This is a genomic window from Campylobacter sp. RKI_CA19_01121, assembly GCF_025771295.1.
In the GTDB taxonomy this organism is placed as follows: domain Bacteria; phylum Campylobacterota; class Campylobacteria; order Campylobacterales; family Campylobacteraceae; genus Campylobacter_D.
On sequence record NZ_JAKMQA010000004.1, the window covers coordinates 22,886 to 44,418 of the forward strand.

The window sequence follows — 21,533 nt, forward strand, 5'->3', positions numbered from 1 at the left end:
AAATAAATATATTTTTCAAGAAAAATCAACTGGATCTATATCGCAAGTAATATTTTTAAAATTTAAAGCAAAATGCTCAAATTTTACAAGTTCTTGATGGGTATTAGCACGCAATAACACATAAAAACGCCATTTTTTATTTAGCATTTCAATACCACAAGCACCATGGCCTACTAATTGCACTTGTTTTAATTCTTGAACTTTATTAGCTATAAATTCACACAAATTTAAAGCTTTATTTTTATCCTCATCTTCAATAATTAGCCTTAAAAGTCTTTTAAATGGAGGATAAAGTTCATTTCTAGCATTTAATTCATCTTTTAAAAAACTATCGTAATCTTGTATATATTTTTCAAAAAAAGATCTATTTTTAGTTTGTAAAAGCACCCTACCTTCACCCTTTCGACCTGCACGACCTGCTACTTGCATAGCAAGAGCCAAAGTCTCTTCTAAGGCTTTAAAATTAGGCCTAAATAAATATTCATCAAGCCCCAAAATCACACTCAAATCCACATTGTGATAATCATGTCCTTTAGCAAGCATGGAAGTGCCTACTAAAATATCAATTTTTTCTTGGTTAAAATCTTTTAAAATCATATCAAGCTTTTTTACACTGCTAATCTCATCACTATCAAATCTTTTTATGATAGGATTAAACTCAGCTAATTCTTTTTCTAAAAGCTCACAAAGCTCTGCTGTGCCCATTTTTTTAGCTTCAAGCATAACTCCATTGCAAGTTGGGCAGGCTTGATCGATTTCTTTAGTGAAATTACAATAATGGCATTTTAATGCATTTTTATTTTTATGCAAACTCAAAGCAATAGAACAAAAAGGGCATTTAATAGTATTAGCACATTCTTTGCATAAAATTTGTCTAAAATTTGCCCTTGTAGGTAAAAATACCACGGCTTGCTTTTTATTTCTTAAGCTAATTTTTAATTCTAAAAGCAATTTTGATGAAACACTAAGCTCACTCTCATCATATAAAAACTGCTTTTTACTTTCAAAGAAAGTTCCTTTAAGCCTAAAACAAGGATGTTTATAAAAACTTACAACACTTGGAGTAGCCGAACCTAAAAGAACTTTTATATGCATTTTTTTTGCTACAAATAAAGCTAAATCTCTTGCATTGATTTTTGGATTATTAGAAGCTTTATAAGAATTATCATGCTCTTCATCAATAATAATCAAACCCAAATTCTTAAAAGGTAAAAACAAAGCCGACCTAGCTCCCACTACTAAAAGAGCTTTTGAATTTGCTAAATCTTGCAAACATTCTTGCTTTTTTTTCTTAGTAATTTTAGAATGCCACAAGAAAAAATGCTCGCCAAAATACACTTTTAATCTTTTTTGCATTTGTGGAGTTAGAGCGATTTCTGGCATTAAAAGCAAAACTTGCTTTCCTTGCTCTAAATATTCTTTTATCAAGCTAATATAAATTTCAGTTTTACCACTTCCTGTATCACCAAATAGCAAACTAGTTTGTTTAGTTTTTATAAATTCCAAAGCCTCTTGCTGGTTTTTACTTAAACTAGGTACTTTTTCTATATGAATTTTTTCATTTTTATACTCTTTAATGCTTTCAAACATACCTAAAACAAAAGCTATTTTACTAGCATAATAATAAGCAATAAATTGAGCAAGTTCGTATTGATATTGCGTTAGTTTAAAACCTGTTTTTTCCTTTATAGCTTGGGTTTTAAAATCAGGCTTTGAACATTTTTGTAAAATTATAGCTTTGAGATTTTTTTTCCTTGCAAGATCAACTATTACCTCATCTAAAATTTCAAATTCTTCTTCACTTTCGTAAGTTAAGGTATCTAAATAATATCCTTTAATAGCAAGTTGATAAAAATTCAAAACCCATAATCCTTACAATTTAAACTCACACATTCTAAAAAAACTTTTTCACTATTATAAGAAAAATCTATGTAATTTTTAGAATTTATAAAAAATCTATATTGAGTATTTGCTATTTTCATCCACGATTTTTTAGATGAAATGATTGGTTTTTCTAAAACGCTGTAAGTGCATTGTTTTGTATTTTTATGATTTTGAGAATGAGAACATACAAATAATTTTTGATTTTCACTATTTATCAAAGCTTCATCTAAAATTGCTGGAAAATCCTTACTTTCTTTAAATAAAAACTGATTTCTAAGTAAAGACAAAGAAGCATTGATAAGCTCCACCTCACTTTTTACTTGAATGAGTTTAGCATCATTTTTTCCAAAAGAAAAATACGGATAAGCAATTACGCTAAGAATAGCAATAATCATCATACAAAAAACAAGCTCTATCAAAGTAAAAGCTTTTTTTGTTTGCATTTATTTTATTTCTTCATCGATAGTATTGATAAGTTTATTGAGTTCTTTTTTTAAGATATAGTTTTCATAGCTAAGTTTTACAAAAGCATTAATGAAATTTGCAAGCTCTATCTTGCCTGTACCTCCAGAAATTAAAGCAATTTCATCTTCAAGATGATTTGCAAATTCATTACTGCATGTTACAACAAAGTCTTTTGCATAGACATTAATTGTAACTTTTCTTTGGTTATTGTTTGCCAAGAACTGCCTCTATTTTTTTGATCACATCTTCGCTTTCAATATTTTTATTTTTAAGCTCTTCTTCTAAACGTGCGATTTGATTGTTTTTAGCTTCATTTTGTGCTTTTACACTTACTAATTCATTTCTTAAATTTTCATTGATTTCACATACTTCATTATATTTAGCCAAAAGCTCATTTACTTTATCAGTCATTGTGTTGATTATTCTTTCATCATACATATTTTCTTGCCTTTATTGATTTTATATTTAGAGTATTTTAAACACATAATTGTAACAAAAAAAAATTTAATTTTGCATAGCTTTTTGTTTTAAAATTTAAATTTTTACAAAAAATTTTGTGTAAAATTAGCAAAAATACAAGTTAGGAAAATTTATGTTTGAACTTACTAGTGATTTTAAGCCAAGTCCTGATCAAAAACAAGCCATTGATGGTATAGTAAAAAGCATTAAAGCGGGCAATAAATACCAAACCTTGCTAGGTGTTACAGGTAGTGGAAAAACTTTCACTATGGCAAATATCATTAAAAACTTAAACATGCCTACTCTTATCATGAGCCACAATAAAAGCTTATGCGCGCAACTTTATAGTGAATTTAAAGGCTTTTTTGCAAATAATCATGTGGAGTATTTTATAAGCTATTATGATTATTATCAACCCGAGGCTTATATACCAAGAACCGATGTTTTTATAGAAAAAGATAGTTCCACTAATGAAGATTTAGAAAGATTAAGACTTAGTGCAAGTGCTTCGCTTTTAAGTTATGATGATGTTATTTGTATAGCTAGTGTTTCGGCAAATTATGGTTTGGGAAATCCAAGTGAGTATGTAGGTATGGTTTTAATTTTAGAACTAAATATGCAAATTTCACAAAAAGAACTTTTAAAAAAACTTGTAGACATGGGTTATAAACGCAATGATAATTTCTTTGATAGAGCTGATTTTAGAGTAAATGGAGATATAGTAGATATATATCCAGCTTATTATGAAGATGAAGCTATTAGGCTTGAGTTTTTTGGCGATGAGCTTGAGGCGATGTATCATTATAATGTCTTAGAAAATAAAAAAGGTAAAGATTTAAAAAAATTCATACTTTACCCAACCAGTCAATTTAGCGTAGGTGAAGTTAGGCTTAAAGAGGCTATAAAAGGTATAAAAGCTGAATTAAATGAACGCCTTGCTTATTTTGAAAATGAAAATAAACTCGTAGAAGCACAAAGGTTAAAACAAAGAGTAGAATTTGACCTTGAAATGCTTCAAAGCACTGGAATGTGTAAAGGAGTTGAAAATTATGCTTTGCATTTAACAGGGCTTAAAAGTGGTGATACACCTTATACACTTTTTGATTATTTTGCTATTAAAAACCAAGACTTTTTAGTCATTGTGGATGAATCTCATGTATCTTTACCACAATTTCGCGGGATGTTTGCAGGGGATAGAAGTAGAAAACAAACTTTGGTTGATTATGGTTTTCGCTTGCCAAGTGCCTTAGATAATAGACCTTTGATGTTTGATGAATTTATTAATAAAAATTGTAAATTTTTATTTGTTTCAGCTACACCTGCACCTTTAGAACTAGAATTAAGCAAAGAAAATATTTTTTATCAAATCATGCGTCCAACAGGGCTTTTAGATCCTAAAATAGAAATCAAAGATAGTGAAAATCAAGTAGAAATTTTATACGATGAAGCTAAAAAAGTTATAGAACGCAATGAAAGAGTTTTAATAACCGTTTTAACTAAAAAAATGGCTGAAGAGCTTAGTAAATACTACTTAGAACTTGGCTTAAAAGTAAAATACATGCACTCAGAAATTGATGCAATAGAGCGTAATGAAATCATCCGTGGTTTAAGAAGTGGTGCTTTTGATATTTTAATCGGGATTAATCTTTTAAGAGAAGGACTTGACTTGCCTGAAGTTTCTCTTATAGCGATTATGGATGCAGATAAAGAAGGCTTTTTAAGAAGTACCACTGCACTCATTCAAACGATGGGGCGTGCTGCTAGAAATGTCAATGGAAAAGTTTTACTTTTTGCCAAAAAAGTCACAAAATCCATGCAAGAAGCTATCGATACTACTAATGAAAGAAGGGCTTTGCAAGAAGCTTATAATAAAAAACACAACATCACACCAACCTCAGTAAAAAGAAACATAGAAGAAAGTTTAAAACATGAACTTGAGCAAGGAGAAATTTATCGTAAAGGTAAAGAACTTGAAAAAATGCCTGCAAAAGAACGTGCTAAAATAGTAAAAGAATTAAGAAAACAAATGTTAGAAGCAGCTAAAAATCTTGAATTTGAAAAAGCAGCAATGCTTAGGGATGAGATTAATAAATTAAGAACTTTATAAACTCTTACTATTTAAGATTATTTTCATAATATTTTTAATAAACTAAAAATAAATAATAAATTTAAAGTGAAACTATGCTCAAATTTCTTTTGCTTGCCATGTCAATATTTTCTTTCTATGCATGCTCTAATCCAAATGACAAATTTGATGCAATGGGGATTTTTGAAAGTGATGAGATAATTATCTCTAGTGAAATACAGGGAAAAATTTTAGAATTTAATATCCAAGAAGGACAAAAACTACAAAAAGACCAGATAATAGGAAAAATAGATAGTGTTTCTTTGGAGTTAAAAAAGAAAGAACTTTATCATATTATTGAAGCGTTAAAACTACAAAAACTAGATATAAAAAACCAACTCTCACCTTTATTTCAGCAACTCAAAGATACCTTAGTAGATAAAAAACGCTATTATACACTTTTGAAAAATGAGGCAATTTCTCAAAAAGAATACGATGATATTAATGCAAAATATTCATTATTAGAAAAAGAGATCGATGCTAAAAAAGAAAATCTAACTCTTAAAAACGCTTCTATAGACAAACAAATTCAAACCGCATTGATTCAAATTGCTATCTTAGAAGATAGTATTGCCAAAAGCTTTATAAGATCTCCTATTTATGGCACTGTTTTAGAAAAGTATGCTTTCGCTGGAGAATTAAGTAAAAATCAAGCGTTATTTAAAATAGCAGATTTATCAAACCTATATCTTAAAGCTTATATCATCAATCAAGATTACAACAAAATAAAGCTTAAAGATAATGTTAAAATAATTTCTGACACAGGCAAAAGCTATCAAGGTGTTGTATCTTATATTTCACAAAAAGCTGAATTTACACCAAAGACTATCATGAGTAAAGATGAGAGAGAAAATCTTGTTTATATGATAAAAATAAATGTCAAAAATGATGGTTATTTAAAAATCGGAACCTATGCCGAAGTACATTTTTACCATGATTGAAGTTAAAAATCTTTATAAAAGTTACAATAATAAGAAAGTTCTAAGTGATATTAATTTTAATCTAAATGATGGTGAAATTTTAGGCATTATTGGAGCAGATGGATCTGGCAAAAGTACTTTGTTAAAAATTTTAAGCACTCTTGTATTACCCGATACGACAAAAACTAAAATTTATGGATATGATCTAGTAAAAGACTATCAACAAATTAGAAAAATAATAGCCTATATGAGTCCTTGTTTTAGTCTCTATGGTGATCTTAGTATAGATGAAAATATAGATTTTTTTGCCAAAATTCACTCTTGCAATTGGAAAGAAAATTTACAAGAAATATTACCTATATATCAGCAATTACAACAAGTAAAAAATAGAAAAGCAAGCGCTCTTTCTGGAGGAATGAAGCAAAAGCTAGCTCTATGCTGTGCTCTCATTCACAAACCAAAACTTTTAATACTAGATGAACCTACAACTGGAGTGGATCCTTGTTCAAGAAAAGATTTTTGGGATATATTATTGTCTTTAAGCAAAAGTATTATCATAACAAGTTCTTATATGGATGAAATTGCAAGATCAAATAAAATCGCTTTTATACAAAATGGTAAATTTATAAGATTAGACAAGCCAAAAACACTATGCGAAAATATTCAATCAGAAATTTATGCTCTAGAAGGAATAAAAATCAAAAACATTATGACAATTTTAAAAAATGATGATAGTGTAAAAAATTTTTATGCTTTTAAAGAAAATATTCATATTGTTTTTAAAGAACATACTAATACTTCTAAATGGTTATCTATAATAGAAAAAAAATGCAATCAAAAACTTTCCTTATATAAAACCAATGCAAATCTTGAAGATTGTTTTATGGAATTAAACCATGGATAGTGTTATAAAAACTTCTAATCTTTGTCAATATTTTGGAACCTTTAAAGCAGTAGATAATCTAAATTTTGAAGTTCACAAAGGAGAAATATTTGCCTTTTTAGGAGCCAATGGAGCAGGAAAAACCACTGCTATAAAAATGCTTTGTGGTTTGAGTTTACCAACAAGTGGAAATGCTTTTATTGGCGGATATGATGTATATAAAGATAGTGAAAAAATCAAACAAAATATAGGTTATATGAGTCAAAAATTTTCGCTTTATGAGGATCTAAGTGTTTTTGAAAATATAGAATTATTTGGCACAATATATGGTTTAAGCACTAAAACAATAAGAGAAAACGGAGACTCATTATTAAATTTTTTAAATATATATGCTTATAAAAACAAGCTTGTAAAAGATCTATCTTTAGGTTTTAAACAAAAGCTAGCCTTTTGCGTAGCAACTTTACACAAGCCAAAGATTATTTTTTTAGATGAACCCACAAGTGGTGTAGATCCAAAAACAAGAAGGGATTTTTGGGAGCTTATTTACAAAGCAAGCAATGAAAATATTTCTATTTTTATCACAACGCACTATATGGATGAAGCAGAATATTGCGATAGAGTAAGTATTATGATAGATGGCAAAATCAAAATTTTAGATACTCCCAAAAATTTAAAAAGAACATATAATGCTAAAGATATACAAGAAGTATTTTTTCAATTAGCAAAAGAAGCAAAAAGATCTTAATATGAATATTTTTCTAGCTATTGTTAAAAAAGAGAGTTTGCATATTATAAGAGATAAAAGGACTATGTTGATAGTATTTTTCATGCCTATAGTGCAAATTTTACTCTTTGGTTTTGCACTTAGCATGGAAGTAAACCATATAAAATTTAGCATTTTAAATTTATCAAAAGATAATACTAGTAAACAAATATCTCAAACACTAATAAATAATCCTTATTTTGAATTTATACAAACTTACCACGACATTAAACAAATGCAAGATGATTTTAAAAACTCTAAAATAGATATGACTCTTATATTTGATCATAATTTTGCAAAAAATCAAATAATTCAAATTTTAATCGATGCAAGTGATCCTAATAGGGCTAGCATTATCAATGCTTATATTGAAAATATTTTATTAGAACAACTTGATGTACAAAATTTCAATATACGTTTTTTATATAATCCTAGTTCTAAAAGTCAATATGTATTTATACCTGGACTAATGGGTATGATTTTAATGTTAATTTGCGCGATGATGACTAGCATATCCATAGTGCGCGAAAAAGAAAATCAAACCATGCAAATGCTACTTAGTGCCCCAATAAGACCTTTTATAATTATATTTGCAAAAATGTTGCCGTATTTTTTTATTTCTAATATTAGCTTGTTTATTATTTTGTTGTTATCGGTTTTTGTTTTAAATATACATATTCAAGGAAATCTTTTTATCTTGCTTTGTTTTTGTATGTTATACATTTTTCTAGCTTTAAGCATAGGGCTTTTTGTATCATGTATAACAAAAACACAAGCAAGCGCTATGTTAATATGTGGAATGGTATTTTTAATCCCTATAATTTTACTTTCAGGTATGATATTTCCCACTGAAAGCATGCCAAAAATTCTAGAATTTTTCACCCATTTGATCCCTGCAAAATGGTTTATCATAGGCATTAAAAAAATTATGTTTATGGATGTTAGTTTAAGCTTTTTATTAAAAGAACTTATTATTTTATTGTCGATGAGTTTTATTTTCCTATTTGCAAGCATTAAAAAATTTAAAGATAGGATTGAATAATGCTGTTAAAAGCTTTATTAAAAAAGGAATTTTTACAATTTAAACGTAATAAATTTTTACCACGATTGGTTTTGATTTATCCTTTAGTTCTAATACTTATTATGCCATGGGCAACAAATCTTGAAGTTAAAAATATCAATATAGCAGTAATTGACTGGGATAAAAGTCAGAGTACTAAAAATATAATAAATACTATTGTTAATAACAAATATTTTGACAAAATATACACATTTTCCACGTACCAAGATGCTAAAAAATGTATAGAAAATAACATTTGTGATGCAATATTAGAATTTAACTCAAATTTTGAGCGCGATTTTTTCAAAGAAAACAAATTAAATTTATCTCTTTATATTAATGCTATAAATGGAGTAAAAGCCAATATAAGCTTAATCTATATAAATAAAATCATCACTTCAAGCTTAAATTTAAAACAAGACAAAATTAATATCTTAAGCAATTTCAAATTTAATCCAAATCTTAATTACCAACATTATATGATTCCTGCTTTAAGCACTATAGTACTCACTTTACTTTGTGGTTTTTTACCCGCAATTAACATTGTAAGTGAAAAAGAAAAGGGAAATATTGAACAAATAAATGTTAGTCCTATTTCTAAATTTAATTTTATACTAGCCAAGCTCATTATGTACTGGATAATTGGTATAGTTGCCTTTAGCATATGTCTTTTGGTTTCATTTTTTGTTTATGATTTGTATCCTAAGAGTAATGTGTTGTTACTATGTGCTGTGGTGTTTATTTATATTTTGGCTATTTCTGGATTTGGGATTATCATTTCTAACTATTCTAATACCATAGCACAAGCTATGTTTGTAATTTTTTTCTTCATGATGATTTTTATATTAATGAGTGGCCTTTTTACTTCTATACTTTCTATGCCAAAGTGGGCTTATGCTTTAAGCCATCTAAATCCATTAAAATACTTTATAGAATCTTTAAGAATGATTTTTCTAAAAGAAGTTGATATAACAAATTTATATTCTAATTTTATAATACTTGGTATATTTGCGATTATATTCAACTGCTTTGCTATAATAAGTTACAAAAAAAGAAGCTAAAAGCCTTAAAAAAGGCTTTTATTTATTTGCTCTTTCTATATATTCTCCACGCACAGTATCAACGCGAATTACTTCCCCTTCTAATACATGGAAAGGAATTTGCACTACTGCACCTGTTTCTAAAGTAGCTGGCTTTTTGTTTGAGCCTTGAGTGTCACCTTTGAAATTTGGTGCTGTTTCGATAATTTTAAGCTCCATTACTTGAGGCACTTCCACACCAATTGCTTTTCCATTGTGGAATAAAACATCCACCATGGTTCCATCAAGCATCCATTTTTTAGCTTCACCCACATCTTCATCGCTAATTGCAACTTGCTCATAAGTTTGAGTATCCATAAATTGACAATTTTCACCATCATCGTATAGATATTGCATTTGTTTTTCTTCTAAATTTGGAGATTCGCATTTATCTCCTGCATGGAAAGTTTTTTCTAAAACCTTACCATCGATAAAAGATTTAATTTTAATACGTACAAAAGCAGGACCTTTTCCTGGTTTTACGTGTTGATATTCTACGATTTTAAAAGGAATACCATCAATTTCTATTTTTAAACCTTTTTTTAAATCTCCCATTCCATAAGAAGCCATATATTTTCCTTAATTTTAAAATTAAAAAATAATTGTAACAATTAAGGCTTATAAAAAGCCTTAAACTTCTGCATATTCTGCAAAAATACAAGCATCAACTGCTCTTAATTCCTCAAGCAAAGCTTTTGAAATTTTTGCATCAAGCAAAATCACAGCTAAAGCTTTTCCAAAACCATTTCTACCAAGTCTAAAATCAGCTATATTGACATTATTTTTAGCTAAAATTCCGCTAACATTAGCAATAACTCCTGGTATATCATTGTTATTTAAAATTATCATTTTCCCTTTTGGTTTAAAATCTACATCAAAACCATTTAACTCTACTATCCTTTGTTCATTTTCACCAAAAATAGTCCCTGAGATAGAAAGGTTAGAATTATCTGTAATTACCTTTATGGTGATTTTGTTACTATAACCACTACTTGGTAAAATACAAGAAGAAAGTTCCACACCCTTGTCTTTAGCTACAAAATGTGCGTTGATATAATTAATATTTTCACCTAAAATTCCTCTTAAAACACTCACTGTTGCAAAAGTTAGCAAAGACTCATTATACTCACTAATTTGTCCTTCACTTTCAAGTTTAATAGCTTTAATAGGAGTTTTATCAAGCTGAGCAGCCAAAAAGCCCATTTTAGAAATAAGCTCAATATAAGGTGCTACAAAACTTGGCAAATCTTCAGTTTTAATTGGTAAATTTAAAGCATTAGGATAAGAAATTCCTCTTGCAGCATTTAAAGCTTGCTCGCATGCTTGGATAGCTATATTTTCTTGACTTTCTAAGGTATTTGCACCAAGATGAGAAGTAACAGAAACATTTTCAAAGTCTAAAAATGGATGATTAGTTGCAGGTTCTTTATTAAACACATCGATACCAAGCCAAGCTATTTTACCACTTTTTAATCCTTCACACAAAGCATCTTCATTATAAAGACCACCTCTAGCACAATTTATCAATCTTACGCCATCTTTCATTTTAGAAATTTCTTCAAAAGAAATCATATCTGTTGTTTCTTTTGTTTTTGGTGTATGTATAGTAATAAAATCACTTTGAGTTAAAATTGTATCTAAAGAATTCACGCACTCAATACCCAAATCAGTCATTTTAGAAGCTACCACATAAGGATCATAAGCTATAACTTTCATACCAAAAGCTTTTGCGCGTACAGCTACTCTTGAACCTATATTACCAAAACCTATAACCCCTAAAGTTTTGTTCATAAGTTCAACACCATACCATTTTTCTCTTTCCCATCTTCTTTGTATTTTTAAAAAATTATGAGCATTTACAAAAGATCTTGCAGAGCATAATAGATGATTCATAGTAAGTTCAACTGCTGCTATGGTATTAGCCGTTGGCACATTCATAACTATAATGCCTTTTTTAGAACATTCATCTATATCAACATTATCAACTCCAACACCTGCTCTAACTAAAGCTTTTAAATTAGAACATGCATTGATAAATTTCAAATCCACATCTGTTGAACTTCTAGTAATAGCCACATCTACATCACTTAATTTTGTTAAAAGCTCATCTTTAGGTAAATGCGCTGCTTCAATAAGTTCTACATCATCAGCTTTTCTTAAAAGCTCCATACCTTTGTCTAATATTGCATCACATACAATAATTTTTTTCATAACCAAACCTCCTTTAATTTTGCATTTATGTTGTAAATTTTTAATTTGTCGATCAGTGCGTTTAAAACTTTTTCATTATTTGTATCTAAATAAATTGCCACTTCATCTTTGCTTTGTGTTAAAGTGTATTTGATAAAAAAAGAATGCAAAGTTTGCTTTAAACAAAACATAGAATAAACATCGTTTTTGTTTACATCGAGCATATAAAATTTTTGTTTTGGTTTTACTACAGAATCATCCATATTAAAACTCATATAAAATTCATTCGCTGCTGGAGAAAAATCATTAACTTTAAGATTTGAAAGTTTATCTTGCCAAGTTTGTGGTAATTCTTTTTTTATCTCATCAAAAGAATATTTAACATTTTGTGAGATAGGTAAATTTCCAACACTTACATATCTCACCATAAAAACAAAAGCAACAATCAAAACTAGGCTTAAAAAGCCTAAAATACCATAAAGGGTATATTTTTTCATTTGTTATTATGAAAGTTGATCTTTGATAATATCACCTAAAGTTACTTTATCATTATCATTGATTTCGTTTAACGCTTCTCTTTCTTTCATTCTTGCAAGACTTTTTACGCTTAAACGAATTCTATTTTTCTTTTCATCAATGAAAACAATTAAAGCTTCTATTGTATCGCCTACTTTTAAACTTGAAAAATCAATATTACCCAAATCTTCTTTGTGAATTAGTGCATCAACGCCCTCTTCAAGCTCTACAAAAACTCCAAAATCCTTAATATCTCTAATTTTTCCTGAGATAATATCATTTACTTGGTGTTTTTGTGCATAAACCTGCACAGGACTTTTTTGCAATTCTTTAGTACTTAAAGAAATTTTTTGATTTTCTTTGTCAAGCTTGATGATTTTAACTTCTATAACATCACCAACTTTATACATATCTTTGCATTTATCGTTTCTATTCCATGAAGCATCTTCATTATGCAACAAACCTTCTAAGTTTGCAATTTTTACAAAGGCACCAAAATTAGTTACAGAAGTAACACTACCTTTTACCACATCACCTACCTTATGTGATTTTAAAAACTCATCAAAAGGTTTTGCTAATAAATTTTTTAAAGAAACTCTAAGTCTTCTTTCTTTAGCATTAATCTCAATTACTTCCACATCAAGCTCTTGGCCTTCGCTAATATAATCTTTTGGATTTTTAGCATTTTTATCCCAAGAAATTTCACTTATATGTAAAAATCCTTCTATATCATTTCCCAAATCAACAAAAGCACCATATGGCTCTATATTTGAAACCGTAACCTTAATAGTGTCACCAACCTCTAAACCATCTTTAATTTCATCCCAAGGATCAGGCATAGCAAGTTTGATAGATAAAGAAAGATGTTTTTTATCTTTATCATATTTAATCACTTTTACAGGAACCTTATCACCCTCATTATATAATGAACTAGGATTTACCGGTCCTTTATAAGAAATTTCACTATAGTGAACCAAACCATCAACACCGCCTACATCAACAAACATACCATAGGTGGTGATTTTTTTAACAATACCTTCTATGATTTCTTCTTGATTTAACACATTTGAGATAATCTCTTTGCGTTTTTTTCTTTCTTCATCTAGTATTTTTTTTCTAGAAACTACTATACTTTGAGCTTCTTTATCTATTTTGATGATTTTAACTTTGAAAGTTTTATTGATGATGTTATTTGAATCTTTAAAGCTACTTTGTGATTTTGGCAAGAAAAATTCTACTCCATTTTCATCCACAGCTACAAAACCGCCTCTATTTTTACCAATGATTTTTACATCAAACATACTTTCATCATCTTTATAATTATCAATAAATTCTTTAACTTTTTGCTTTCTTAAAGCTTTTTTATGAGAAAGTAAAGATCTGCCACCGCGAGAACCCACTATAGCAACTTCTAATGTATCGCCTTCTTTGAAGATAAATTCGCCTTTGTCGTTTTGAATTTCTTCTATTGCCAAAATACCTTCTGATTTTTGCCCTACATTTACAAATACTTCATCGCCTTTAATCGCGACAATTATACCCTGTGTAGTTGCCTCCTCATCAGACTTGAAAGATTCCTCGAGCATTTGCTCAAAATCTTCTTCTATAATAATATCCTCTAGTCTGTTTTGAACTTTTTTGTTCACCTCGCTCATCGTGGTCCTTTGTTTTAAATTTTAATTCTTGATTATAGTATTGTTTTCTTTAAACTTAGTTAATTTTGGTGTATTCTTTGATTTTTTCCAAAACCAAGTCAATCACCCAATCAGGTGTAGAAGCACCTGCGCTAATACCGCATTTTTCTTTACCGCTAAACCATTCTTTTTGAATTTCTTTTTCATTTTCGATTAAATAGCTATCCTCGCAGTAATTTTTTGCTATTAAAAAAAGTTGCTTAGTATTAGCTGAATTTTTCCCTCCAACTATTATCATTACATCACTTTTTTTTGCAAGCTCATTGATTGCTTCTTGGTTTTTAAAAGTCGCATCACATATGGTATTAAAAACGCGCACTTCCTTAACCCTAAGCATTAAATAATTTACAATTTCCATAAATTTTTCTATCTTTTTTGTAGTTTGTGATACCACTGCAATTTTAGAAGGCAATTTAATATCAAATAATTCTTTTTCATCAAGAACCACATAAGCTTTAGTGCTTACATAACTTCTAACCCCTTTTACTTCAGGATGATTTTCATCTCCAAAAATCACAACTTCATAACCTTCATTGCTCATTTGCTCGCAAATTTTTTGAGGTTTAGTCACAAAAGGACAAGTTGCATCAAAAATTTCTATATCTTTTTGCTTTAATTTTTCCAAATCTTGCTTTGTAATACCATGGGTTCTAATGATAGCTTTTTTTTCTGTGCTTAATTCATTGATATCGTTTAATGTTTTAACATTATAATTTTTCCAAAGTCTTGTGATTTCTTCATTATTATGGATTAAAGGGCCTATGGTAGCTGCATCTTTAATCTGTTCAGCCTTTTTAATAGCTCTTTTTACCCCAAAACAAAATCCATAGCTTTTTGCTAGTTCAATCTCCAATTTTAGCTCCTATTTGCTTTAAAATCTCAATAAAATTTGGAAAAGAAGTTTTAATGCATTCACTATCATCTACTTCCATTCCACATCTTAAACCTAAAATTAAAAAACTCATCGCAATTCTATGATCTCCAAAGCTTTCTATTTTAGCACTTTTAACTTCGCCACCTTCTACTTCAAAACCATCTTCTAATTCTTTTACTTTTATGCCACATTTTTGCAAATTTAATACAATTGATTTGATTCTATCACTTTCTTTTACGCGTAATTCTTTAGCATTTTTTATAATGCTTTTTCCTTTTGCACAAGCAAAAGCTATGGCCAAAGCTGGAATTTCATCAATCAGCCATGCGATATTTTCACTCACACTTACTGCCTTTAAAGGCGCACTTTCAACACAAATTTCTCCAATACTTTCAAAATCTTCATTGGTAATATTATAGGTGATCTTTGCGCCCATTTTTTCTAAAATTTTAAAGGCTTCAATGCGTGTTTTATTTAACAAAACATTTTTTAAAACTACTTTTGAATGAGGTAAAATACAAGCAGCTAAAGCAAAATAAAAGGCCGATGATGGATCATTTGGCACACATACTTCAAATGCTTTTAATTTTTCTTTTAGAGGATTGATTTTGATAAAAGTTTTTTCCTCGTTTAAATATTCAATACAAGCTCCCATTTTATTAAGTATAATCTCACTATGATCTCTTGAAAGCTCAATTTCTTTAAAATAACTTTCTTTTTTGGCAAATAAAGCTGCTAAGATTAAAGCTGATTTTACCTGAGCTGAAGCAATATTACTACTAAAATCAAAACCATCCAACTTAGCTCCTTGTATACAAATAGGTGCTAAATTTGCATTAGCTCTTCCATAAATTTTAGCCCCTAAACTCATCAAAGGCTCACTTACGCGTCTCATCGGCCTAGCATTTAAATAACAATCACCGCTAAGTACAAAAAATTCATCTTCAATAGCGCCTAAAAGACCTATTAAAAGTCTCATAGCTGTACCTGAATTGCCACAATCTAAAACACAATTTGGAGATTTTATATATTTTGGAGCTTTAATGCAAATTAATCCATCAATTTCTTCAACCTCAGCTCCCAAGGCTTGAATGATTGCTAAAGTATGTAAAGTATCTTGGGCTTTTAAATAATTTTTAATTTTGCAAGTTCCTTGGGTAAGCAAAGAAAAGATAGCAAAGCGATGAGATATAGACTTATCAGAAGCTATATCTTCAAGCTCTGCTGTAAAAGAACTAATAGGACTGATTTTCATCGAAGTTTTAAACCATACTCATCATCTAAAGCTTTGATGATTTTATCAATATATTCAAGAATAATATTATCTTCTAAGGTTTTTTCAAAATCTCTAAATACTAAATTAATAGTCAAGCTATAAAAATCGCCTAAATTCTCATCTGTATATAAATCTACTACTCTAAAACTTTCTAATCTTTCAATATCTAATTTAGCAATGGTATGTTTGATTTTTTCATATTCAAAACCCTTAGGTATAACTATACTTAAGTCCCTGCTCATAGATGGAAATTTAGAATAAGCTTTAGCGGTTTTAAAGTCTTGTTTTAAGCCTTCTAAATCAAGCTCACAAATATAAGTTTTAACCAAATCTCTTTTATTTTCTATACTTAAATGCACTCTACCTATAAACCCTATACGCTTACCATTTTTATATACATTTGCTTGCTCATATGGGCTTAAAAACACATATTCTGATTTTTGCAAACTAAAATCACCTATAATGCTTTTTAATTCTGCTAAAAAAGTATAAAAATCTACCAAAATAGGCTTAGCTTTATTTGTGATTTTAGCTTCTTCTTTGCAGCCACTAAAGATCATCGCAAATTTAGCATGCTCATTTGAAAACTCATCAAAAACACTACCACATTCAAAAAGTTTGATTTTCTTTTTTGAATTTCTTAGATTAAAACTTGCTGCATTTAAAAGATGATTTATCAAAGTGTTTCTTAAAGTATTAAGCTCATTGGTGATAGGATTAATAAGCTTATTTTTAATGCATTTAAATCCTAATTGACTTAATTCTTCTTCATTATCTAAAACATAATGCACACTTTCAAAATACCCATTACTACTTGCTTTTAATCTTAAATTTTTAAGCTCTTGATAATCAAAATATACTTGATTTAGGCGATTTTTTTCTTTAAATTCTAAAGCTTTTGATGGGATATTATCAATGCCAATAATTCTTACTATTTCTTCACTAATATCAGCTATATTTGCTATATCACTGCGATGAAGTGGGATTTTGATATTAAATTGCTCATCATTTACCACACTTATTTCAAAGCCTAGTTTTTTAAGAATTTTTACTAAATTATTTTTATCTATAGGCATACCAATGATTTTATCAATCTCTGCACCAAAAATACCAATAATATTTGCTTCATTTTCTTTAAAAACTTGTTGGCTTCCTGAAAAAACACTCATCGCGCTAATTTTTAAACACTCATTAAATAAATACTCCATTCCCAAAGAAAGCTTAGGTTCACTACCTCTTAAAGAACGATATATAGTATCATTTTTCTTTTTATAAAAGGCTATTGCATTTGCTATAGTTTGAGGATGAGTATAGCTTGCTTCTATAATGATGATTTTACTCTCATCATTGATTTTAAATTTATCTTCTTGCTCTATACCTGCTAAAGCAATCAACTCATCTTTATAATAAACTCCATATTCTCCATGCTCTTGAGTTTTAATCTCTAAAACAATCTTTTCATCGATTTGACAATCTTGACAAAGCTTATGAAAATCATAAGCACAAAAAATCACCCCACTTGCATGAGTTGCATAAGTTAAAAGATTTTCTATGTTGTTGTTTTTATATAATTCAATCAAAGCAAGACGAATTTGTATCGTGATATTTAACTTAAACTCTTCTTTGATTTCTAAAGCTTTATAAGCAAAAAACCCTTCGACATCACTTTGATTTTTAACACTTAGTATTCTTCCTATACCTACGCTATTTTCACTTTCTTTTAAAGGGTTTAATTCTTTTAAATTTAAATCAAGCGCCGCGCTTAAATCTCTAGCAACACCATATAAACTCAAGCAATCTCCGCGATTTGGAGTAAGTTCAATTTCAATTAATTCATCATTAAAAAGTTCATAATCATTTAAAGCTTTTCCTAGAACTAATTCCCCCATGCTTTCATCTAAAACCATAATGCCTTCATTACTTTTTCCAAAACCAAGCTCACTAGAAGAGCAAATCATACCCATAGATTCAACCCCTCTAAGTTTAGCAGGTTTTATCTCAAGTCCATTTGGAAGCACTGCGCCTACTAAAGATACGGCTACAAATTGATCTTTATCAACATTTTTTGCCCCACAAACAATTTGTAAAATTTCATTCCCAACATCTACTTTACAAATATTCAATTTATCTGAATTTTCATGTTTAACTTTTTCTAAAACCTTACCTATTACAACTTTTTGGGGAGCTTTAACACTTTTGAAACTATCAACCTCTAATCCTATGGAATTTAAAGTATTTACTATAGTTTGCGTTGATATTTCACTTAAATCAATCCATTCATTTAACCAATTTCTACTAATAATCATCTAAATTGCTCCAATAATCTTAAATCACCTTCAAACATAGAACGCAAATCAGGAATTTTATGTAAAAGCATAGCAAAACGCTCCACACCCAAACCAAAAGCATAGCCACTTACATTTTTATAACCAACAAATTTATAAACATTAGGATCAACAACACCACATCCTAAAACTTCAAGCCATCCTGTTTGCTTACAAACCCTACATCCACAACCTTTACAAAATACACAAGAAATATCTACTTCAGCAGATGGCTCTGTAAAAGGAAAAAAGCTAGGTCTAAAACGCACTTTTACATCACCAAACATATGTTTTAAAAAATGTTCTAGCATATCTTTTAAATTTGCAAAATTTACCTTATCACCCTCTTCTACCACAAGTCCTTCCACTTGATGGAACATAGGTGTATGGGTAATATCAAAGTCTCTTCTAAAAACTGCACCTGGTGCTATCATTCTAATAGGTGGTTTTTGAGATAGCATAGTTCTAATTTGAACTGGAGAAGTTTGGGATCTAAGCAAGGTTTTATCTTCAAAATAAAAAGTATCTTGCATATCTCTTGCAGGATGATTTTGTGGTAAATTTAATGCTTCAAAATTATGAAAATCATCCTCAATCAAAGGCCCTTTTTCTATGCTGAAATTTAAAGCTGTAAAATATTCTATGATTTTATCCATAGTTTGCATGATTGGGTGCAAAGCACCTGCATTTGAAGTTTCATCAAAAAAGCTAAAATCTTGCACATCTTGTTTCATTTTTTCATTTAAAGCTTTTTCTTCTAATTCTTTTAATTTTATTTGATAAGCTTCATTAAATTCATCTCTTGCTTTATTTAAACCATTAGCAAATTCTTTTTTTTCTTCACCTTGCAAATCTTTTAACTTTGCAAATTCCAAAGTCAAAATACCTTTTTTTCCTAAAACACTTACTTTTATATTTTCAAGTTCTGCTAAAGTACTTGCAGAAGCAATTTTTTCTATCATATCTTGCAATTTTAGCTCCAACTAAATTTTTTTTAAACATTCTAATGTAAAATTATTTAAAATTAGCAAAAATAACAAAAAAAGGACTATTAAATGAGAGAAAAAACCGTATTTGAACTAATCATAGAAGGAAAAATCCCTGCTAATAAAGTTTTAGAAAGTGAAAAATTTTTAGCCTTTCATGATATTAATCCTAAAGCACCTATTCATATTTTAATCATTCCAAAAGAACATTTTGAAAACTTTCAAGAATTAAGACCTGAATTAATGAGTGAAATGACACAATTTATCCAAGAATTAGCTACTCTTTTAGGACTTGATAAAAGTGGGTATAGATTAATCACAAATTGTGGAAAAAATAGCGGACAAGAAGTCTTTCATTTACATTTTCATATGTTAGGTGGATTTGAGCTTCCAAAAAATAAAGAAACCCAAATCAATCCTGAATCACTATTCTAAAAAGAGCTTAACTCTTTTTAGATAGCAGGACCAGCTAATTTAAATTCTGCTCCTTCTTTTACATCTTCATAGCGTTTAAAATTTTCTATAAACATTTTTGCAAGCTTTAATTTGGTTTCCTCATAAGCTTTTTTATCTTCCCAAGTATTAACAGGGTTTAATAACTTACTTTCTACACCCGCTAATTCTTTTGGAACTGCAAGATTAAATAAATCATAGTTTTCAAACTCACAATTTTGTATGCTACCATCTAAAATCGCATTAATGCAAGCTCTAGTAGCTTTAATACTCATTCTTTTGCCTACACCATAAGCTCCACCGCTCCAACCGGTATTTACTAGATAAACATTCACATTATGCTTGCTGATTTTTTCGCCCAAAAGTTTTGCATAAACAGTTGGGTGTAATGGCAAAAACACTTCTCCAAAACAAGCTGAAAAAGTCGCAACAGGCTCAGTAATACCTCTTTCAGTTCCTGCTACTTTTGCAGTATAACCACTTAGAAAATAATACATTGCTTGTTCTTTACTAAGTTTACTAACCGGAGGTAAAACACCAAAAGCATCTGCTGAAAGGAAAATAATATTACTAGGATGACCTGCGCTAAGACTTGGCTCGTGATTTAAAATATGTTCTATCGGATAAGAAACTCTAGTATTTTCAGTTTTAGAACCATCATTGAAATCAACACTTAAATCATCTTTTAAAACTACATTTTCTAAAAGTGCATTTTGCTTTATAGCTCCATAAATTTCTGGCTCACTTTGAGGGTCAAGGTTAATACATTTTGCATAACAACCTCCTTCAAAATTAAACACACCCTCATCATCCCAACCATGCTCATCATCGCCTATTAATTTTCTTTTTGGATCGGTTGAAAGAGTAGTTTTACCTGTACCGCTAAGTCCAAAGAAAAGCGCCACATCACCTTTTTCTCCAACATTAGCACTACAATGCATAGGAAGTTTATTTTCTAGCGGAAGCCAGTAATTCATCATAGAAAAAATTCCTTTTTTCATCTCTCCGCCATACCAAGTCCCACCAATTACTGCTATATTTTTTTCTATGTTAAAAATGACAAAAACTTCTGAATTTAAACCATCTTTTTCATAGTCTTCATTCACACATTTGCAAGCATTATACACCACAAAATCAGGTTTAAACTCACCAAGCTCTTCTTCTTTTGGACGAATAAACATATTTTTTACAAAATGCGCTTGCCAAGCAATTTGTGTTACAAAACGCACAGCTTTGCGACTTTTTAACGAAGCACCACAATATGCATCTTGGATATAAATGTCACTATTACTAAGCTGCTTTTTAGCTTTTGCTAAAAGTTTTTCAAATAATTCCTCACTAATAGGTTGGTTAATCTTACCCCAAGCAATATATTTTTGTGAAGGATCTTGTTTTACAAAATATTTATCCTTAGGGCTTCTTCCGGTAAAAATTCCCGTATCCACACTAAAGGTACCATTTTTAGTACATACACCTTCATTGTTATTTTTTTCATGTTTTAAAAGCTCATCATAACTAAGATTATGAAAAACTTGCCCGATATTTTCTAAACCTAAATTTTCTAAACCTATCATTTTTG

General features: G+C 29.3%; 20 protein-coding genes. 7 read left to right on the plus strand and 13 right to left on the minus strand.

Features of this window, described 5'->3' with window-relative positions; all coding sequences use genetic code 11:
* Window positions 1-15: 15 nt before the first annotated feature.
* Genes L8T90_RS02675 through L8T90_RS02690 form a run of 4 tightly spaced genes read right to left on the minus strand, consistent with a single transcriptional unit; the run spans window position 16 to window position 2,787 of the window.
* Window positions 16-1,860 carry a primosomal protein N' gene (locus L8T90_RS02675; protein WP_263736642.1) on the minus strand — a complete coding sequence of 615 codons (1,845 nt, stop codon included), beginning with the start codon at window positions 1,858-1,860 and terminating at the stop codon, window positions 16-18.
* Complete coding sequence (locus tag L8T90_RS02680) at window positions 1,857-2,327, minus strand: type II secretion system protein (RefSeq protein ID WP_257927896.1); 471 nt, start codon at window positions 2,325-2,327, stop codon at window positions 1,857-1,859. Before L8T90_RS02680 ends, L8T90_RS02675 begins: the two co-directional genes overlap by 4 nt.
* A complete protein-coding gene (locus L8T90_RS02685) occupies window positions 2,328-2,567 on the minus strand; it encodes a hypothetical protein (RefSeq protein ID WP_012661889.1) in 240 nt (79 codons plus the stop codon).
* Window positions 2,554-2,787 carry a hypothetical protein gene (locus tag L8T90_RS02690; protein WP_012661890.1) on the minus strand — a complete coding sequence of 78 codons (234 nt, stop codon included), beginning with the start codon at window positions 2,785-2,787 and terminating at the stop codon, window positions 2,554-2,556. The genes L8T90_RS02685 and L8T90_RS02690 overlap by 14 nt, the downstream gene beginning before the upstream one ends.
* Before the next feature lie 154 nt (window positions 2,788-2,941).
* Here L8T90_RS02690 and uvrB point away from each other — a divergent pair, with 154 nt between their 5' ends.
* The 6 genes from uvrB to L8T90_RS02720 all read left to right on the plus strand — a co-directional run bounded on the left by uvrB (window position 2,942) and on the right by L8T90_RS02720 (window position 9,623).
* Window positions 2,942-4,915, plus strand: coding sequence for an excinuclease ABC subunit UvrB (gene uvrB, locus L8T90_RS02695; protein WP_263736643.1), 1,974 nt, complete (start codon window positions 2,942-2,944; stop codon window positions 4,913-4,915).
* A 74-nt stretch (window positions 4,916-4,989) separates the two neighbouring features.
* On the plus strand, window positions 4,990-5,874 hold the full coding sequence (locus L8T90_RS02700) for an HlyD family secretion protein (RefSeq protein WP_263736644.1): 885 nt from the start codon (window positions 4,990-4,992) through the stop codon (window positions 5,872-5,874).
* Window positions 5,846-6,757, plus strand: a complete 912-nt coding sequence (locus L8T90_RS02705) for an ABC transporter ATP-binding protein (RefSeq protein ID WP_263736645.1) — start codon at window positions 5,846-5,848, stop codon at window positions 6,755-6,757. Before L8T90_RS02700 ends, L8T90_RS02705 begins: the two co-directional genes overlap by 29 nt.
* The gene (locus L8T90_RS02710; protein ID WP_263736646.1) at window positions 6,750-7,484 is read left to right on the plus strand and encodes an ABC transporter ATP-binding protein; all 735 of its coding nucleotides are present in this window, start codon (window positions 6,750-6,752) and stop codon (window positions 7,482-7,484) included. The genes L8T90_RS02705 and L8T90_RS02710 overlap by 8 nt, the downstream gene beginning before the upstream one ends.
* Before the next feature lies 1 nt (window position 7,485).
* Window positions 7,486-8,544 (plus strand): ABC transporter permease, encoded by a 1,059-nt coding sequence (locus L8T90_RS02715; protein WP_263736647.1) that lies wholly within the window; start codon window positions 7,486-7,488, stop codon window positions 8,542-8,544.
* Window positions 8,544-9,623 carry an ABC transporter permease gene (locus L8T90_RS02720; protein ID WP_263736648.1) on the plus strand — a complete coding sequence of 360 codons (1,080 nt, stop codon included), beginning with the start codon at window positions 8,544-8,546 and terminating at the stop codon, window positions 9,621-9,623. Before L8T90_RS02715 ends, L8T90_RS02720 begins: the two co-directional genes overlap by 1 nt.
* Before the next feature lie 18 nt (window positions 9,624-9,641).
* Here L8T90_RS02720 and efp read toward each other — a convergent pair whose 3' ends face one another.
* Genes efp through pheS form a run of 8 tightly spaced genes read right to left on the minus strand, consistent with a single transcriptional unit; the run spans window position 9,642 to window position 19,486 of the window.
* Window positions 9,642-10,211 carry an elongation factor P gene (gene efp / locus L8T90_RS02725; RefSeq protein WP_039618934.1) on the minus strand — a complete coding sequence of 190 codons (570 nt, stop codon included), beginning with the start codon at window positions 10,209-10,211 and terminating at the stop codon, window positions 9,642-9,644.
* 60 nt (window positions 10,212-10,271) lie between these two features.
* The gene (gene serA, locus L8T90_RS02730) at window positions 10,272-11,852 is read right to left on the minus strand and encodes a phosphoglycerate dehydrogenase (protein ID WP_263736649.1); all 1,581 of its coding nucleotides are present in this window, start codon (window positions 11,850-11,852) and stop codon (window positions 10,272-10,274) included.
* The gene (locus tag L8T90_RS02735) at window positions 11,849-12,328 is read right to left on the minus strand and encodes a hypothetical protein (protein ID WP_220555329.1); all 480 of its coding nucleotides are present in this window, start codon (window positions 12,326-12,328) and stop codon (window positions 11,849-11,851) included. The genes serA and L8T90_RS02735 overlap by 4 nt, the downstream gene beginning before the upstream one ends.
* Window positions 12,329-12,334: 6 nt before the next feature.
* Window positions 12,335-14,002: a 30S ribosomal protein S1 gene (locus L8T90_RS02740; RefSeq protein WP_263736650.1), complete on the minus strand. Its 1,668-nt coding sequence runs from the start codon at window positions 14,000-14,002 to the stop codon at window positions 12,335-12,337.
* Window positions 14,003-14,057: 55 nt separating this feature from the next.
* Entirely contained in the window at window positions 14,058-14,894 is an 837-nt protein-coding gene (locus L8T90_RS02745) for a 4-hydroxy-3-methylbut-2-enyl diphosphate reductase (protein ID WP_039668700.1), read from the minus strand.
* Window positions 14,884-16,170, minus strand: a complete 1,287-nt coding sequence (aroA, locus tag L8T90_RS02750) for a 3-phosphoshikimate 1-carboxyvinyltransferase (protein WP_263736651.1) — start codon at window positions 16,168-16,170, stop codon at window positions 14,884-14,886. The genes L8T90_RS02745 and aroA overlap by 11 nt, the downstream gene beginning before the upstream one ends.
* Window positions 16,167-18,497 carry a phenylalanine--tRNA ligase subunit beta gene (pheT, locus tag L8T90_RS02755; protein WP_263736652.1) on the minus strand — a complete coding sequence of 777 codons (2,331 nt, stop codon included), beginning with the start codon at window positions 18,495-18,497 and terminating at the stop codon, window positions 16,167-16,169. Before pheT ends, aroA begins: the two co-directional genes overlap by 4 nt.
* Window positions 18,494-19,486 carry a phenylalanine--tRNA ligase subunit alpha gene (gene pheS, locus L8T90_RS02760; protein WP_039668703.1) on the minus strand — a complete coding sequence of 331 codons (993 nt, stop codon included), beginning with the start codon at window positions 19,484-19,486 and terminating at the stop codon, window positions 18,494-18,496. The genes pheT and pheS overlap by 4 nt, the downstream gene beginning before the upstream one ends.
* An 84-nt stretch (window positions 19,487-19,570) precedes the next feature.
* On the opposite strand from pheS, the gene L8T90_RS02765 reads away from it, so the two are divergent.
* The gene (locus tag L8T90_RS02765) at window positions 19,571-19,936 is read left to right on the plus strand and encodes a histidine triad nucleotide-binding protein (RefSeq protein WP_220555324.1); all 366 of its coding nucleotides are present in this window, start codon (window positions 19,571-19,573) and stop codon (window positions 19,934-19,936) included.
* Between the two features lie 17 nt (window positions 19,937-19,953).
* Here L8T90_RS02765 and pckA read toward each other — a convergent pair whose 3' ends face one another.
* A complete protein-coding gene (pckA, locus tag L8T90_RS02770) occupies window positions 19,954-21,528 on the minus strand; it encodes a phosphoenolpyruvate carboxykinase (ATP) (protein WP_263682346.1) in 1,575 nt (524 codons plus the stop codon).
* Window positions 21,529-21,533 lie beyond the last annotated feature (5 nt).